Below are 17,081 nucleotides of genomic sequence, written 5' to 3' on the forward strand. Positions count from 1 at the left end.
GCGGTCAACAGCCGGGAAAAATCGGGCTAAAGGGCGCCGTCGGGCGGCTGGGCGGTCAATAGCCGGAAAAAATCGGGTTACGGCGCGCCGTCTGGCGGTTGGGCGGTCAATAGCCGGGAAAAATCAGGCTACAGGACGCCGTCGGGCGGCTGGGCGGTCAATAGCCGGGAAAAATCGGGCTACAGGGCGCCGTCTGGCGGTTGGGCGGTCAATAGCCGGGAAAAATCAGGCTACAGGACGCCGTCGGGCGGCTGGGCGGTCAATAGCCGGGAAAAATCGGGCTACGGCGCGCCGTCGGGTGGTTGGGCGAGCATTAGCCCGGAAAAATCGGGCTAAAGGGCGCCGTCGGGCGGTTGGGCGGTCAATAGCCGGAAAAAATCGGGCTACGGCGCGCCGTCTGGCGGTTGGGAGGTCAATAGCCGGGAAAAATCGGGCTACGGCGCGCCGTCGGGTGGTTGGGCGAGCATTAGCCCGGAAAAATCGGGCTACGGCGCGCCGTCGGGTGATTGAGCGAGCATTAGCCCGGAAAAAAATCGGGCTATAGGGTAAAATAGGTCAACGCCGACAGCAGCAACGAAGCGATGAGCATCGCCGTGAAAGGGCGCAAGGCACGGCTGCGAAAGTTGCGCAGATCGACGTTAAGGCCGAGGCCGGCCATCGCCATAGCGAGCAGAAGAGTCGTTGCGATCGAGATGAAGTGCAACAACGCCGAGGCTTCGGTGGCGTCAACTAGGACAGGGAGTGCATAGGTGCCGAATAAGCTGGTAGCCACAAATCCGAGCAGGAACCAAGGAAACGGAAAAGCGGGACGGGTTTGTTTCCGGACGACGTCATTAATGATGTTACCTGGCACCGACTCGGTTTGCGTTGCAACGGAACGCTTACGGAGGAAACGTTCGCGCAAAGCCGGGAAAGCGACGATGGCGAGGCATGTCGGTACAAGTAAAGCAACGCGGCATAATTTGGCCAGCAAGCCGTCGGCCAGTGCGTTTTCTCCTGCCGGAGCTGCGGCCATAGCGACGTGTGCGATTTCGTGAAGCGTTAAGCCCGACCAGATGCCGTATTGCGAAGCGTCGATAGGCAGCCACGGCTGCAGCAGAGTGTAAGCGGCGGCGAAGCCTGTGCCGATAAGCGCGATCAAGCCGGCGCTTACGGCTGTGTCTTCGTCCCGCGACTTCAGCAGCGGCGATATAGCGGCGATGGCGGCTGCGCCGCAGATGGCTGTTCCGACGGCAAGCAGCGCTGTTAGCTTCGCGTCTGCGCGCAGCCAGCGGCCAAGCAGCAGGACGGCGACGAGGGAGAAAGCGACTGTCCCTGCGCTGCGCGCCAGAAGGGGCAGTCCGTGATGAAGCAGATCGGCAACGTTCAACTTGAGTCCGTACAGCACGATTGCGATGCGGAGCAGCGTTCCGGAAGAGAAACGGATGCCTTGGGCAAGAGCAAGCGGGTAACCGAAACGATAACGATAGGTCGCTGCAAGGAACAGCGCGCAAGCGAGCGGACCGATCCGGTCCAGTCCTGGCAAAAACGATAGCCCCCAGCCCAATAGAGCGATAAGCAGGGTGAACAAGATACCGGCGATTGTCGGCTGCGGCAAAGTTGTCGGAGAAGTGGAAGCGGCGCGTAATCGGTTCGTTAACATGTTAGTGAAGCACCTCCAATGATGCGAGTGGTATACGGAATAATTAGCAGGGGGATCGCCTACGAAACGCACAAACCTTGCACGAATCTCCAAGAGACAGGCATTTAGTTTGACTAAACACAACTACAGCGCACCGAAGCGGTTCTTTGCGCAAGCGATTGTCCTAAGGATGATAGATTCAGCATACGCCTCTTCAATAAATAAGGAAAATTAATTATAATTATGTTTAACATAAGTTTTAACTTATGATGAGGTGATCGCATGGACCAATCGTTGATCGTTTTCGCGGAAGTGGCTGAGGCCAGAAGTTTCTCCCGGGCGGCCGAGAAGCTGCATATGACGCAGCCTGCCGTCAGTCAGCACATACGGGCACTTGAAGAGCGACTGAAGACGAAGTTGATGGAGAGGAACAACAAGGCCGTCTCTCTGACGAAGGCTGGCGAGATTGCTTTGCACTACGCGAAAGAAATCGCGAGCTCTTATCGGAAAATGGACGAGAAGTTGGAGGAACTTCTTCATTACGCGGGCGGTCCAATTGCTGTCGGAGCAAGTTATACATTCGGGGAATACGTGCTGCCGCAGTCGCTCGCCAGGCTGAATGAAACCTATCCGAACATTCGGCCATCGGTTGTAATCGGCAATACGTCGGAAATTGCGGACCGGGTGCTCAAGCGGGAGCTTGATGTCGGCATTGTGGAAGGGGAAGACATCGGAGCAGGTCTAACTGTGGAAAAACTTGCGGACGATGAGATGGTCGTAGCGGCGGGAATCCACCATCCGTTTGCCAAGCTGGAGAGGGTTAGTCCATCAATGCTGGCTGCTGAGACGTGGCTCGTCCGGGAGCCTGGTTCCGGCACCAGGGCCGCGGCGGACAAGTTGTTCGAGCTGTTATCGCTTCAGCCGGCCAGATTGATGGAGATGGGCAGCACGCAATCGATTAAAGAAACGGTGGAAGCCGGGCTCGGAGTTACCCTGCAGTCGCGCTGGGCGCTGCGCAAGGAACTCGGGCTCGGCTTCCTGAAGGTGCTGGATATCGAAGGGTTGCCATTCAAGCGAAGCTTTCATGTGCTGACGCGCGAAGGCGATCTTCGCACGCGTGCGATCGAAGCTTTCCTGGACGTGCTGCGTGAAACTTCCTCCGCGATGCTGTCTCAACAGCGGGGGGTTAGCTCCCTTGGCTGATTTTCTTGAACGCCTCCAGGAACTGGGCGGATGGATATGCGCCGGACAATGCAAACTTGTTATCAATGATAAAGAACGGCACGCCGCTAATGCCGATCGCTTGAGCGGACTGCTGGTCGCGTTCTACATCTTCGAGTCCTTCGCCCTTCTCAAGCAACGCTTTCGCTTCTGCAGGGTCCAAGCCGAGCTCCCCGGCAATCTCCAGCAAGACGTCTAGCTTCGCGATGTCTCGGCCGTCCTCGAAATAAGCTTTCATGACGGCTTCGATCCATAGCTCTTCGTCTTCTTGCGGCAGCAGCGCCGTAATTCGATGCGCGAGCACCGTGTTCGGCATTCTCCTGACGTTGTCGAAGTTAAAAGTAACGCCAACGGCTGCGCCGGCGTCCGTAACGCGTTGCAGCATCGGGCGCAGTCGTTCCTTGCCGCCCATCTTCTTCTCCATAACGCTGTCGAACGGCAATCCGTCAGTCGGAAGGGAAGGGTCCAATTGGTACGCGTGATAGCTGACTTCAACAGCCTGGCCGGACTCGCCGCTCCATGCTTCGATCGCGTCGTTCATATTTTTTTTGCCGATTCGGCACCACGGACACACCATATCGGAATAGACGTCGATTTTCATCGAACTCACCTCGGTTATTTTTTTCGCAAACTGTGCCTTACATTATGACAGATAAAACGTTGCCGTACAATGTGCGGTTCGGAACCGCCCGTGTTAAAATAAGGGAACGTATGCGGGGGAAAAGAAAAGCGGATAATCAAGGAGGACACGCGATGGAATGGACGATCGATTCGACGGTCGAATTATTGAACGGCGAACGGATGCCTCGACTCGGGCTGGGCGTCTGGCGCGCGGAAGATGGGCGGGAGACGGAAGGCGCTGTGACGGCCGCTTTGCGTGCTGGTTACCGACTGGTTGATACGGCGTCTATCTATAAGAACGAACAGAGCGTGGGGCGGGCGATACGAGCTTCGGACGTGCCTAGAGATAATGTTTTCGTCACGACCAAAGTCTGGAATAACCAGCAAGGTTACGATGAGACGATCAAGGCGTTTAACGATAGCTTAAGCAAACTCGGTATGGACTATGTCGACCTGTACCTCGTGCATTGGCCAATCGTCGGCAAGTACAAGGAAACGTATCGTGCGATCGAGGCGTTGTACGATCAAGGGCTCGTACGGTCTATAGGCGTCAGCAACTTCCTCATTCATCATTTGGAAGATTTGATGGGGGCTTGCCGGATCAAGCCGATGGTGAACCAGGTCGAAATGCATCCGCTTCATACGCAGAAGAAGCTGTTTGCGTTTTGCCGCAAGGAAGGTATCCAATTACAATCGTGGCGGCCGCTTATGCAAGGGCAGTTAGATTTGCCTTTACTCATGGAACTCGCAGCCAAGTATGGCAAAACTCCGGCGCAAATCGTACTCCGGTGGCACTTGCAGATCGGCGTTGTCACGATTCCCAAGTCCGTTCATGAGGCGCGCATTCGGGAAAATGCCGACTTGTTCGATTTCAGACTGGAGCCGGAGGACGTCGTTCGCATCGATGCGTTAAACGAAAACAGAAGGTTCGGCGCGGACCCAGACAACATCAATTTCTAAAGGAAGGCCGGCAAGATGCTGACCTGCTTGACAATGTCAACTGTAACTGATATTATTACAGTAATCACCGGGGAGGCGAAGTCGTGAACAGTGAATTTATCATCGCCGTCCATAGCCTTGTCCTGCTGGCCCACCGCCCCGACGGGATGGCGTCAAGCGAGGAAATCGCGTCCAACGTGTGCACGAATCCGGTTCGGGTACGCAAGGTGATGAGCTGTTTGCGCAAGAACGGCTTCGTTGACACAAGAGAAGGCTCCGGAGGCGGTTATCGGTTGTCCCGGGAGCCAAGCGATGTGACGCTTGCCGACGTATATCAGGCGCTTGCCGCCGGTTCGCTGGCGCCGGGTTGGTGCAGTGGCGACCCGCAGTCGGATTGTATGGTCGGCTCGAATATGGCGGAAGTGATGAACGCTGTGTTTTGCGGAGCGGATCAGCAGTTGGAGATGTATTTGCAGTCGATTACGATCGGCCAGATGCTGTCCAGCATCGCCGCGAAGGCAAGGAGTTAGCCTGTCATTCGGCGGGCAAGCTAGAGGATGGAGCGGGCGCTTACGTGGTGCTCGATCATCATAGGGTTTTATACATGAATCCACAATTGGATAGGAGAGATGTAAGATGGCAGTCGCGATTACGAAAGAAAACTTTACCGAAAACGTAGCGCAAGGCGTATCCTTGCTTGATTTCTGGGCACCTTGGTGCGGACCTTGCAAAATGCAGCTTCCGATCGTTGAGGAGCTTTCCGAAGAATTGAAAGGCACTGCGACGATCGCGAAAGTGAACGTTGACGAAGAGCCTGAGCTTGCAAGCCAGTTCGGCGTCATGAGCATTCCGACGCTGATTCTGTTCAAAGACGGTCAGCCTGTCGACAAATTGGTCGGCCTGCAAAGCAAAGCCGCTCTGCAAGCGAAAATTCAAAGCCATATGTAACAAGGCTGGGAAGCCGCGACACGTTCCTCGGGACGGATCGCGGCTTTTTTGCATTTTGGGCACATAGGCAAATCGGGTGTTGCAGAAAATAAACAACGGGCGTATAATCAAAAATGACCAATTGACCAAATTAGAATTTTGGTCATAATCGATCGGGAAGGAGTGATCGCAAATGTCCGTCGACAGGAGGAAACAGATTGTCGAAGCGGCAGGACAGTCGTTTGCGCTGTTCGGTTATAAAGCGACGACGATGGACCAGGTCGCCAAGTTAGCCAACGTAGGGAAAGGCACGATCTATACGTTCTTCTCGAACAAGGAAGAGCTGTTCGACGAAATAATGGGCAACCTGATCCGCGACATGAAGGTGGTAGCCGACGCGGAGTATGAACCGGACCGATCCTTCTTCGACAACTTGAACCGAATTCTCTATCGGCTGCTCGAATACCGGGAACGACACCAACTAGCGGTGAAGATGGTTCATGAGGTGAGGGACATCGGGACACCGATGGCGCTCGAAGGATTGCGCAAGATTGAGGACGCGATCGTCGGGTACATACGGACGAAGGTTCAGCTCGGCATCGACAAGGGCGAGTTGAAGCCATGCGATCCGGAGATAACCGCGTTCGTCATGATCAAGTTGTATTTGGCGCTCGCGACGGAATGGGCTGCACGAGCGGATCGAACACCGCTGGAGAAGGACCAGGTCGCTGAGCTGATCCAATTGTATTTTATGAACGGACTGGCAAAAGATTAGAACTCGAATGACCATACTTGCAAATTAGTCACCTACAGGAGATGTTGGGAATGAATGGACTCAAACAATACGTCAAGGAATTGGCTGCAATCGGCCGCGATCCAAAGCTGCTCATTCCAATGGTCGCAATGCTGATGATTCCGATTATGTACAGCGGGATGTTCCTCGGAGCATTCTGGAATCCTTACGGCCACCTGGATCGGTTGCCGGTCGCAGTCGTCGATTCCGATAAGGGCGCGGAATCGAATGGGGAGGCGATCCATATCGGCGCTGATTTCGCGAAGAAGCTGAAGGAGGACCCCGCGTTTGAATACAGCTTCGTCAGTGCCGAGGAAGCTCGCAAAGGGTTGGAAGACCATACTTATTATATGGCGATCGAGATTCCTGCCGATTTCTCGGCGAAAACAGCGACGTTGACGACGGCCAAGCCGACGCAAGCGGAAATTATCTTCCTACCGAACGCCAGCTCCAATTATCTCGCTTCGCAGATCGGCAAAAACGCTGTAGAGAAGATGAAGAACGAACTGGGCGGAGAGGTAACGAAAGCCTACGCGCAAGCGGTGCTTGGACAGTTCAAGACGCTCGCCGACGGGCTCGGTCAAGCGAGCGAAGGCGCTGGCAAGCTTGCCAAAGGAGCCGATGACGCGACGAACGGAGCGCAACTTCTGGAACAAAACTTGCGAAAACTGGCGGACGGAGCCGTAACGCTGAATACCGGCGCCGGCAAGCTTAAAGCAGGCGCGGATACGCTTGATCGGGGCGCTGCCGAGCTCCAGAAAGGCGCTGTGGCGCTGGTCGGCGGGCTGGACCGTCTAAGCACGGGAGGAGAAGCGCTGAAGCAAGGCGCAGCTCAGGCTCAAAGCGGCGTCGAATCGCTAGCAGCGGGTCTGGCGAAATCATCCGCAGGCGCCGGCAAGCTTGACGAAGGTGCCAAAGCTCTTGCGGCAGGACTGAAACAATACATGGCGGCCCACCCGGAATTGGCTGACGATGCGGCGTTAAAGCAATTGTTAGCAGTTAGCGGACAGCTTGCGGCGGGCACAGGCGAAGCTAAAGTAGGTCAAGAAACGCTGGCTACAGGCGCAAACCAGCTTCAGGCCGGCATTACGAAAGTGGCGGCTGGGGCGGAAGGGCTGTCTTCCGGTCTCGCTCAGTCTTCGGCTGGCGCAGGTAAGCTGGCAGACGGGTCGAAATCCCTCAGTGACGGTGCATCGCGCCTGAACGGGGGCCTCACAGAATTAGTCGGGGGCATCGGCGGTATTGCTGACGGTTCGGGCAAGTTGAACGACGGCGCCAAAAAAATGACAGACGGGCTAGTCAAGCTGAAGGACGGCTCTGGCGAACTGTCGGGTAAGCTGGCGGACGCAGCCGACAAGACGGGCAGCGTGCAGGGCGACGACGTTGCGGCAGACGTATTCTCGAAGCCAGTGAAGCTTGATGTCGTTGATGACGGAGGCGTTGCCAACTATGGTACGGGTTTTGCGCCGTATTTTATCTCGATGAGCTTTTTCGTCGGCGCGCTGCTGCTGACCGTCATCTATTCCACGAGAGAACCGGCGGCAACGCCGAAGAGCGGTTGGAGTTGGTTCGTCGGCAAGCTGTTGACGATGGTGACGATCGGCACGATTCAAGCGATCATTGCGGACGCGATCCTGTTGTTCGGCATCGGACTCGAAGTCCGCAGCGTGCCGCTATTGTTCTTGTTTAGCGTACTGACGAGCGTGACGTTCATGGCCATTATTCAATTTTTGTCCGCGTCCATGCAAAATCCCGGCAGGTTCGTGGCGATTATTTTGCTCATCTTCCAATTGACGAGCTCGGGAGGAACGTTCCCGATAGAATTGACGCCGGTATGGATGCAAAATATTAGCTCGTGGTTGCCGATGACCTATACGATCAACGGGTTCCGGGCGGTTATCTCCAGCGGCCGTTACTCCGATATGTGGTCTGACGCAGGCGTATTGCTTATCTATATTGCGGCATTCGTGCTGTTGTCTATCGCGTTCTATGTCCTCTCCTACAAGAGAACATTCGGCAAAGCGAGCGACGTCAAGGCTTCCGCCGAAATTACGGCGTAATGAAAAGAGGTTGGACCGGTAAGGGCTTGCGTCCTTCGGTCCAACCTCTTTGTTTATGCGCTGCGACTGCGTTCGGCGTTAGATCGTCCACTGCCCGTGAGCGATGGCGACGAGGTTCCAATCGTCTCCGGCCGGAACGAATGCGAGAATCAGGCTTTGCCAATCCATGCCTTCTGCGGAGTCATCGGTGCCCGGGTAATAGAACTCGACGTAAGAGGCGCCTGGATACGCTTCCGTAATGTTTATTTTCGTGTTGCCTGCGCCGAGCGTCTTGTCGACGTTAATATCGGGGGCATTCGCGTAATCTTTGTCGTAGACGAATTTCTCGTAATAGTCCCGGAATGATAGCTCAATCGGTTCTCCGCTCCCGTCAGCTGTTCCCCAGAGCATCGTTTTCGCGATTTTGAAGCTAGGAAGTTGGTCCGGTTTGAAAGAAAGATCTTCATCGGACAAGTGAACGGACGGCGAGAATCGAAGCCCGAGAGTCGGATCGATATATTCCTCAAGGGAAGCGATATCCCGTTCTCTCAGCAAGCCGGCAATATCTTTCGCCTTCTCGACGAGGGCGGATTGCTCAGGCTTGGATGGAGACGTCGGGGAAGCGGAGGCCGACGGAGAAGGTTCCCCGGTGACGGTGCTCGTAGGTTCAATCCCGAGGGATGCAGTGGCGGATGGGGTAGCAATCGGAGCATCGGTTGCTCCCTTATTATTAGAACCGGCTCCGCAGCCGGCTAACAATAGCGTAAGAAGAACCGCAGTCATTAGCGGAACCATTCTTCGCATATTCAATTCCTCCTTGCGGTCAAGTACAACGTTAGACGCACAACATGCTGAGATGTTCCGGTGGAAAATGCTGTGTATGCAATTTTATTCGGAAGAGAAGGCTACCGTGGTATAATTTGGCTATAAAGCGTCGGGAGGGGAGCGCAAGATGGCGAGAAAACCTAGTGTCGGCAAACAGTTAGCGGAGTTGCATCGTTGGAACGGTTGGATTGTTCTGCTGCTTGCGGTGACGGGACTGCTACTGGCTTGGGAAGAGGTGCGGGGCTGGCTGAATGGTTACTTCCGCAACCCTGTCAAGCAACTGCACATCGTGCTTGGGGTCATGTCCGCCATATTGATTGCGCTGTATGTTCCCCTCGTCCGGAAACATTTGAAACAAATCCGCAATCGGCCAAGGCAGAAGGGGAACCTTGGCTTCGTTATGGCTCTGCTCGTCGGGTGGCTGTTATCCGGTATCGTGTTATGGCAAATTCGGAGATTCCCGCCCGGTTGGGCGAACGCTGCGCTCGTGATGCACGATCTGCTTACCTATATCGGTGTTCCGTATATCGTTTATCATTCGGTGGCTCGGTTGAGATGGATGAAGCAGCCGCATCGCAAGGCGATTCGAATGACTGATAATGAGGGTGAGGCTGACTTCGGAATAGCGCCTTCCTCGCCATATAATGAGCCGGCTCCGCTTCTTAATCGCAAGCAATTTCTGAAAGCGTCTCTCGGTGTGGGGCTTGCGATCGTAGCTGCACCTCCATTTTTTCGTTGGCTTTCGACGCTTGGAGGAACCGGCTTGTCCGATGTGCCAGGCGGCATGAAAGAGGTTTCCGAGGAGACGAACCGGATGCTGCCGAATCCGACGCCGATGCCGGACTCCGTTAACGTCGTCGGGGGCGGGGCCAGAGGTTATTTTCGCGTGTACACGGTCACCCCGCTGCCTTCGTTTGAATCGACTACTTGGCTTTTTACGATCGATGGACTGGTGGAGCGGCCTGCGACATGGAATTGGGAACAGTTTCTGGCGCTGAAACGTGCCGTTCAAGTGAGCGACTTCCATTGCGTTACGGGATGGTCGGTGTACGACAATACATGGGAAGGTATTCCTTTGTCGGCCCTTCTGCAGACGGCAGGGGTTAAGCGGGACGCGAAGTACGTCAAGTTATACTCCGGAGACGGAGAATATACCGACTCGCTTACGCTAGAGCAAGCGAACATGGACGATGTCATGGTCGCAGTGCTACACGACGGCAAGCCGATCCATCGCGATTACGGCGGGCCGGCAAGACTGATCGTGCCGAAGATGTATGCGTACAAATCCGTCAAATGGCTCAACCGGATCGAATTGATCGACAAAGAGCATACCGGTTACTGGGAAAAGCGCGGATACGACACGGATGCGTGGGTGTAACGTGCTTGTTGACTTTGAACCTCCGAATGTGGATTCGGGGGTTTTTTGCTGAATGCAAATTTGCTTAGAGAGAATCGCTTGAACCTTACGTAACGTGATGATGTATGGTGGGGTTACCGGTAAAATGCTGGCAATAAGAAGAGGAGGAATAATCTATGTCCCGGCAAAGTTCCGGGGAGCCAGTAGAAGAGGCTGCGCTCTCGAATAACCTTCAGGCAGGGTTGAAGGATTGGCTTGGACTTGCCGTGCTGGCGCTGCCCGCACTGCTTGTTTCGATTGACGTATCCGTCATGATTCTGGCTCTGCCTCACATCGGTGTCGCCCTTGGTGCCGACAGCACCCAGCAGCTATGGATCATGGACATGTACGGATTTATGCTTTCAGGGTTTCTGATCACAATGGGCACGCTTGGCGATCTAATCGGTCGTCGTAAATTGCTTATGATCGGTGCAGCCGCATTCGGACTGGCCTCGGTTTTGGCAGCATTTTCGAACAGTCCCGGGATGTTGATTGCAGCCCGGGCGATACTCGGTATCGCGGGGGCGACCGTATCGCCATCGACTTTGGCGCTTATCAGCAACATGTTCCGCGATCATAAGCAGAGGTCATTGGCCATCGGCATATGGTTCACGTGCTCTATGGGAGGTATGGCTCTCGGACCGATTGTCGGCGGGGCGATGCTGGAGCATTTCAAATGGGGTTCGGTGTTCCTGCTCGGCGTTCCGGTTATGGTGCTGCTGCTGTTGACCGCGCCTTTGCTGCTGCCTGAATATCGGGCGCCTGCTTCCGGCCGCCTGGACATGGTTAGCGTTGTCCTATCGCTATGTGCGATTCTTCCGACGATATACGGCATTAAGGAGGTCGCCAAACACGGTGGACAGGCGTTGCCGATTGCGGCTGTATTGGCGGGCATTATTTTCGGGACGATATTCGTTAGGCGGCAGCGTCGGTTGACCAGTCCGTTGCTGGACTTGCGCCTGTTCTCGACTCCCGCCTTCCGCGCCGGGCTGGGAGGGATGTTCGGCATTACTTTTACCGGCGCTTCCATGCTCTTCGTCGCGCAACACTTGCAATTTGTGCAGGGCAAATCGCCGCTGCAGGCGGCATTATGGATGCTCCCGGGAGTGGTCTTTTCAATGGCGGGGATGATGATGTCGCCGCTCGTGGCAAGACGAATTCGACCGGCATTCCTCATCGGAGCAGGGCTTGTTGTCTCGGCTGCCGGCTGTATCTTGCTGTCCCAGGCGGGAGCTGTGTCCGGACTTACCGTTCTCGTAGTTGGCTATGCGATGTTTAGCGTGGGGGCGGCACCGTTCCCAAGCCTGTCTAGCGATCTGATCATCGGATCGGCCCCGCCTGAAAAAGCGGGCTCGGCGGCGTCACTGTTTCAGACGAGCGGCGAATTCGCGTTTGCGCTCGGTATCGCTGTGCTGGGCAGCCTCGGTGCTTACATCTATCGCAGCCATGTCGCGGAGTTCCTCCCGGGTAATTTGTCTGCTTCCGAGGAGGCGGCTGCCCGCGAAAGCTTGGCCGGGGCTCTCTCGGCAGCGGAACGTTTGCCCGGTGACGCCGGTTCCACTCTTCTTCACGGGGCGCGCGAAGCTTTCGCCAGCGGCATGCAAGCCGTCGCGCTGGTTAGCTGCGCACTGATGCTCGGCATTGCGATTGTTGCAGTAACCAAGCTCCGACATGTTCCGAAGATTGGGATGAAGTCGTCCGGTGAGACGACAAAGGAATTGGAGATGGAAGTGGGTAACCTGCAAAGCTAAGCGGGTTGATGGGGAATTTGAAAACAGCGGCAGTGACGGCGAAGAAAGAAGCCTGTCACTGCCGCTGTTTTTAAGACTACGAAGGCACAATGAACCTCGCACCGCTTTGTACGAAATATCGCACAAACGTCCTCTGACGGGCTATCTCGCGCATCGCTTTGTACGAAATATCGCACAAACGTCCTCTGACGGGCTATCTCGCGCACCGCTTTGTACGAAATATCGTACAAACGCCCTCTGACGAGCTATTTCGCGCACCGCTTTGTACGAAATATCGTACAAACGTCCTCAGACGGACTACCTCGGGCACCGCTTTGTACGAAATATCGCACAAACGCCCTCTGACGAGCTACCTCGGGCACCGCTTTGTACGAAATTTCGTACAAACGTCCTCAGACGGACTACCTTGCGCACCGCTTTGTACGAATTTTCGCACAAACGCCCTCTGACGGGCTATCTCATCCAGTTGCCAGTCGGTCGACTTATCTGCGGTCTATCGCCATTTGTTCGTTAATTATGCCGGCGTCAGTCAGTTTCCTTGTTTTTCTTAGGCGTCGCGGCGACGGACTTCGTGTTCTCGATCGTGTCGTTAACGAAAGCCATGTCTTGGTTTCTAGCCTTCATGTTCGTTGTTCCTTTGTAGTTCCCTTTGTGCGATTTGTTTTCCAATTTAATCCCTCCTCAGCGTAGATAGGCATGCGAGGTCATTGTGCGCAATCTCGGCTCCCGTTATCCCGCCTCGGCTTCCCAACACACTTCCCGACCCGGTGTGGACGTTGCTTCTCAGTTCCGTTATAATGGCGTGAGAATTGAACAGCTTGTCGGTCGGTCGCCGCGTGTCGGAGACGACGGCCGCAAGGAGTCAGGAGTGTAGAAGAAATGGCATTGTCTTGCGGAATCGTCGGTCTTCCTAACGTAGGTAAGTCGACCTTGTTTAACGCAATTACTCAGGCGGGCGCGGAGTCCGCGAACTACCCGTTCTGTACGATCGATCCGAACGTCGGCGTCGTCGAAGTGCCGGACGAGCGGTTGCAGAAGCTGGCGGATATCGTAAATCCTAACCGGATCGTGCCGACTGCGTACGAATTCGTCGATATCGCGGGTCTCGTGAAGGGCGCGAGCCGCGGCGAAGGCTTGGGCAACAAGTTCCTCGCCAACATCCGCGAAGTGGACGCGATCGTTCACGTCGTTCGTTGCTTCCAGGACGAGAACATTACGCACGTATCGGGTAAAATCGACCCGATCAACGACATCGAGGTCATTAATCTCGAGCTGATCCTTACCGACATCGATTCCATCGAGAAACGGATGGAACGGACGAAGAAAGGCCTCAAGGGCGGCGACAAGAAAGTTGCCGAAGAGCTCGAAGCGTTGACTCGCGTACACGAGGCGTTAACGGCGGAGAAGCCTGCGCGCAGCGTTGAGTTGTCCGCGGAAGAGAAACTGATCATTCGCGACTTGCACTTGCTCACAATGAAGCCTGTTCTGTACGCGGCCAACGTCAGCGAGACCGAAGCGGCGAATGCCGACGGCAATCCTTACGTGCAGAAGGTGCGCGAGTTTGCGGCTGCGGAAGGTTCCGTCGTCGTGCACATCAGCGCGAAAGTGGAATCGGAGATCGCCGAGCTTGAAGGCGAAGACAAGGAAATGTTTTTCGAGGAGCTCGGCTTGACCGAGTCCGGCCTGGACCGTCTCATTCGCGCGTCTTACAGCTTGCTCGGCCTGTACACGTATTTCACGGCTGGCGTACAGGAAGTTCGGGCGTGGACGATCCGCAAAGGCATGAAAGCTCCGCAAGCGGCGGGCGTCATCCACAGCGACTTCGAACGGGGCTTTATTCGCGCGGAAGTGGTTTCCTATGAGGATCTGACGACGAGCGGTTCGATGAAAGCGGCTAAAGAAAAAGGGCTTACGCGTCTCGAAGGTAAAGAGTACGTTGTCGCGGACGGCGACGTCATGCATTTCTTGTTTAACGTATAATTTCGAGCGGCGTTCTCGCTAGCGCGAAACAAAAAAGCAACCCGAGAGGGTTGCTTTTTTGCACAGGAACAAGGCGGCCTTATTGATATACAATACCGGCATACAGATCCAAGACGTCGCGCATGAGCATATAAGCTTCTCCGTTGGTCAGAGCGTCCTTATTACGGATGGCGTCCAAGGTCGATTGCTTTATCCAACCTCGTTCGAGCATTTTGTCGACCGTGTCCGCTTCGTCCGGACTTTCCGAGATGGCGAAAGCGAGCGTCTTCACCGCTTGAGCGAGAGAAAGAGGGTTTTTAGCTGGTTCCGTCATAGCTGTAATCGCGTCAATCGGCTTTCCTGCAAACTTGTGAGGATATGCCTTAGTCAAACGCGACAATTGGTTGACATAACGTTGCGCGTTGGATCGTCCGTCTAGATCGAACGCTTTATTATTTTCCGCACCGCTTGTCATCAACAGGCTGGCCGCCGTCAGCAAACCTTTGTAATCGGGGTGGCTTAAGTAGTAAGGTTCCTTGAATTGATGGAAGCTCAGGTCCATGCCTTGATTGGTTAAATTCGAGCGCAACTTCGCTACAAGTTCTTTTGACTTCGATAAATCTCTTACATTTATCTGATTATCTTTCGCCAGCTTAAGCGCGGCTCCCGCCGCTTCCCCTGCCGCCATGCCGACAGGGATTACGCGAGCGCTGCCCGCAGGCAACGAATCGAAACTGGCCGCTCTACCGACGATAAGCAAATTGTCGACTTTCAGAGGCACGAGCGTCCGGAACGGTATGCCGTATTGGTAGGGCGACATTAAAATGTAGCCGGAGTTGGTATGATCCGTGCTCTGAATATCGACATCGTAAGAACCGTAAGCGATGGCATCCCAATGGTCGCGGTTTTCCATAACATCCGCAAGCGTCAGCCGATATTCCCCTTGAATATGCCTTGTTTCGCGCACGTAAAGCTCGTCTGCCGTCCCGGCGTATTTCAGCTTCTTGAATTCCTTGATATGCTTGATTAAATAATCGGCGATTCGAGGCGCTTCCGCGCGGCCGATCTTCAGCCCTTCTTCCACGGATGCGGGGTTCAACGGATCGATTCCGAATATATGCATGGCGTTAATTAGGATCGTGCCGTCGTTTTGCCTGCCGATATTCAGCCCGCGCATTCTGACTTTCTCGGGATTGCTGGGCACGTATTCCCGCGCCTCCGGGAAACCCCACGCGCTCACGTCATCGGTTCCTGTATTCTTATGGCCGGCGAAGGAGTTCCATATTTTGTCGGTAACGCCGCTCAACTTAAACACAAGCGTGACGGCCATTTGAGCGTCGGGATCTCCGATATCTTCTCGTCCGACGGTGTACGGAGCCCCTGAAGCGGCAGCGATATCGCCATCTTGCGTGGCGTCGATAACCGCGTCCGCCAGTATCGTACGACTCTCGCCATTCGCCGTAATATATTTCACGCCGGTGATCGTTGCTTGCCCGTCATCGCTCTTTACAGTCGTAGGCTCTAACTGACGGGCATGCATGACCAAATCGATATTCCTCTCTTCTTTTACCATCTTGGCGAATACGTTGGCGGCGGTAATGACGTCGAACGAAGAGCCTTCGATTTGATCGTAGAATTGTTGGAAAATGCCGCGGTTAAGCAGATCGGGTTTTCCCCTGCGCGCGGAATTGCCCGGCGTGTAGTTCAGGTCGATTGTATTGAGTCCGCCCTTCGTCATCAATCCGCCGAGCTGATCTCTATCTTTTCCTTCGACGAGCAATACTTTTAAGCCGTTCCGGGCGGCGGATACCGCGGCGGCGATTCCTTCCGGATCGGTCCCTGCGACGATGACGTCATACTTATCGGCAACGACGGCCGACGACTCGACTTTGATGGGCTCTTGCTGGATTCGAGTTAATCCGTCGGCCGGTTCATTCGATTTCTTCCATAAGCCGTAAGTCGTTACAATCGCGACGATAAGAAGGGCTGAGACCAAGCTGACTAAAGATTTTTTACTTGTTGTTTTCCTATTCTCTGTTTGCATCATGTTTACCGTCCTCTAACTGTTAGTCGCGAATGCGGATTCGCAAGTGACAGAGACGAGTATAGCGAGGAGATCTTATCGTTATTGAACCCGAATTCTTAACGACTGTTTAAGATTTGCTTAACAAGGCGCGATTTTAGTGCCGCATATGGCATAATGGATACTAATTAAAGGCAAAGCAGGACGGGCATTCTATTCGAGTGTCCGACATGCCGGTCAAGGAGGGTTGGGAATGTCGAAAGAAACGATTCTGATGGTAGATGACGAAGCGGAAATCGTGAAATTGATGGAGATTTATTTCAGAAACGAAGGCTACTCGCTCATTCACGCCTCGAACGGTATGGAGGCATTAGAGCAGTTGCGAAGCCAATCGGTGGATTTGATCATTTTGGATGTCATGATGCCCCATATGGACGGGATCGAAGCTTGTATGAAGATTAGGGAGGAGCATCATATTCCCATTATCATGCTGTCAGCCAAAACGCAGGATATCGATAAAATCGCGGGATTAAGCATCGGAGCCGACGAATACGTCACGAAACCGTTCAGTCCGCTTGTTCTCGTAGCGAGCGTGAAATCCCATTTGCGCAGGTACAGAAAACTCAGCACCTTTCACGCGAAGGACGACGATGAAATCGTCATCGACGATCTTGTAATCAACGTTTCAACACATACCGTAACGGTTGACCAGCAAGAGATCAAATTAACGCCGCGCGAATTTGCTATATTGCATTTGCTCGCGATTAACCGGGGCATCGTGCTCAGCATGGACAAAATCTACGAAGTCGTGTGGAATGAGCCGTTTATGGAATCCAAAAACACGGTGATGGTGCACATTAGGAAGCTTCGCGAGAAGATAGAGAAAGATCCGCAAAACCCTAAGTTTATTAAGACGGTGTGGGGAATCGGCTACAAAATGGAATCCTATTAGGGCGAAGGTGACTC

15 protein-coding genes are annotated in these 17,081 nt (G+C 54.4%); 10 read left to right on the plus strand and 5 right to left on the minus strand.

The window, feature by feature from the left end:
• Positions 1-538: 538 nt before the first annotated feature.
• The gene (locus tag ACFPOF_RS12395; protein WP_378132966.1) at positions 539-1,642 is read right to left on the minus strand and encodes a YeiH family protein; all 1,104 of its coding nucleotides are present in this window, start codon (positions 1,640-1,642) and stop codon (positions 539-541) included.
• Positions 1,643-1,903: 261 nt separating this feature from the next.
• Here ACFPOF_RS12395 and ACFPOF_RS12400 point away from each other — a divergent pair, with 261 nt between their 5' ends.
• Complete coding sequence (locus tag ACFPOF_RS12400; RefSeq protein ID WP_378132968.1) at positions 1,904-2,824, plus strand: LysR family transcriptional regulator; 921 nt, start codon at positions 1,904-1,906, stop codon at positions 2,822-2,824.
• On the opposite strand, the gene ACFPOF_RS12405 is transcribed toward ACFPOF_RS12400, so the two are convergent.
• Positions 2,808-3,443, minus strand: a complete 636-nt coding sequence (locus tag ACFPOF_RS12405) for a DsbA family oxidoreductase (protein WP_378132970.1) — start codon at positions 3,441-3,443, stop codon at positions 2,808-2,810. The genes ACFPOF_RS12400 and ACFPOF_RS12405 overlap by 17 nt on opposite strands.
• 152 nt (positions 3,444-3,595) lie before the next feature.
• Here ACFPOF_RS12405 and ACFPOF_RS12410 point away from each other — a divergent pair, with 152 nt between their 5' ends.
• The 5 genes from ACFPOF_RS12410 to ACFPOF_RS12430 all read left to right on the plus strand — a co-directional run bounded on the left by ACFPOF_RS12410 (position 3,596) and on the right by ACFPOF_RS12430 (position 8,182).
• Complete coding sequence (locus tag ACFPOF_RS12410; RefSeq protein WP_378132972.1) at positions 3,596-4,423, plus strand: aldo/keto reductase; 828 nt, start codon at positions 3,596-3,598, stop codon at positions 4,421-4,423.
• Between the two features lie 83 nt (positions 4,424-4,506).
• Positions 4,507-4,932: an RrF2 family transcriptional regulator gene (locus ACFPOF_RS12415; protein ID WP_378132974.1), complete on the plus strand. Its 426-nt coding sequence runs from the start codon at positions 4,507-4,509 to the stop codon at positions 4,930-4,932.
• Between the two features lie 106 nt (positions 4,933-5,038).
• A complete protein-coding gene (trxA, locus tag ACFPOF_RS12420; protein ID WP_378132976.1) occupies positions 5,039-5,350 on the plus strand; it encodes a thioredoxin in 312 nt (103 codons plus the stop codon).
• A 172-nt stretch (positions 5,351-5,522) separates the two neighbouring features.
• Positions 5,523-6,104: a TetR/AcrR family transcriptional regulator gene (locus tag ACFPOF_RS12425; protein WP_378132978.1), complete on the plus strand. Its 582-nt coding sequence runs from the start codon at positions 5,523-5,525 to the stop codon at positions 6,102-6,104.
• Positions 6,105-6,154: 50 nt separating this feature from the next.
• A complete protein-coding gene (locus ACFPOF_RS12430) occupies positions 6,155-8,182 on the plus strand; it encodes a YhgE/Pip family protein (RefSeq protein ID WP_378132980.1) in 2,028 nt (675 codons plus the stop codon).
• 78 nt (positions 8,183-8,260) lie between these two features.
• On the opposite strand, the gene ACFPOF_RS12435 is transcribed toward ACFPOF_RS12430, so the two are convergent.
• The gene (locus tag ACFPOF_RS12435; RefSeq protein WP_378132982.1) at positions 8,261-8,965 is read right to left on the minus strand and encodes a hypothetical protein; all 705 of its coding nucleotides are present in this window, start codon (positions 8,963-8,965) and stop codon (positions 8,261-8,263) included.
• A gap of 148 nt (positions 8,966-9,113) precedes the next feature.
• Here ACFPOF_RS12435 and ACFPOF_RS12440 point away from each other — a divergent pair, with 148 nt between their 5' ends.
• Together ACFPOF_RS12440 and ACFPOF_RS12445 are read left to right on the plus strand one after the other, a co-directional pair.
• On the plus strand, positions 9,114-10,364 hold the full coding sequence (locus ACFPOF_RS12440) for a molybdopterin-dependent oxidoreductase (protein ID WP_378132984.1): 1,251 nt from the start codon (positions 9,114-9,116) through the stop codon (positions 10,362-10,364).
• Positions 10,365-10,519: 155 nt separating this feature from the next.
• Positions 10,520-12,133: an MFS transporter gene (locus ACFPOF_RS12445; RefSeq protein ID WP_378132986.1), complete on the plus strand. Its 1,614-nt coding sequence runs from the start codon at positions 10,520-10,522 to the stop codon at positions 12,131-12,133.
• Positions 12,134-12,658: 525 nt separating this feature from the next.
• Here ACFPOF_RS12445 and ACFPOF_RS12450 read toward each other — a convergent pair.
• Positions 12,659-12,802 carry a hypothetical protein gene (locus tag ACFPOF_RS12450; RefSeq protein WP_378132988.1) on the minus strand — a complete coding sequence of 48 codons (144 nt, stop codon included), beginning with the start codon at positions 12,800-12,802 and terminating at the stop codon, positions 12,659-12,661.
• 210 nt (positions 12,803-13,012) lie between these two features.
• Here ACFPOF_RS12450 and ychF point away from each other — a divergent pair, with 210 nt between their 5' ends.
• Entirely contained in the window at positions 13,013-14,113 is a 1,101-nt protein-coding gene (gene ychF, locus ACFPOF_RS12455; RefSeq protein WP_378132990.1) for a redox-regulated ATPase YchF, read from the plus strand.
• Between the two features lie 79 nt (positions 14,114-14,192).
• Here the strand turns inward: ychF and ACFPOF_RS12460 are convergent, their stop codons facing one another.
• Positions 14,193-16,139, minus strand: coding sequence for an FAD-dependent oxidoreductase (locus tag ACFPOF_RS12460; RefSeq protein WP_378132992.1), 1,947 nt, complete (start codon positions 16,137-16,139; stop codon positions 14,193-14,195).
• A gap of 229 nt (positions 16,140-16,368) precedes the next feature.
• Between ACFPOF_RS12460 and ACFPOF_RS12465 the strand changes: the two genes are divergently transcribed.
• On the plus strand, positions 16,369-17,067 hold the full coding sequence (locus ACFPOF_RS12465) for a response regulator transcription factor (protein WP_378132994.1): 699 nt from the start codon (positions 16,369-16,371) through the stop codon (positions 17,065-17,067).
• The last annotated feature ends 14 nt before the right edge of the window (positions 17,068-17,081 follow it).

It is taken from the genome of Cohnella soli, from assembly GCF_042655525.1.
GTDB lineage: Bacteria > Bacillota > Bacilli > Paenibacillales > Paenibacillaceae > Cohnella > Cohnella soli.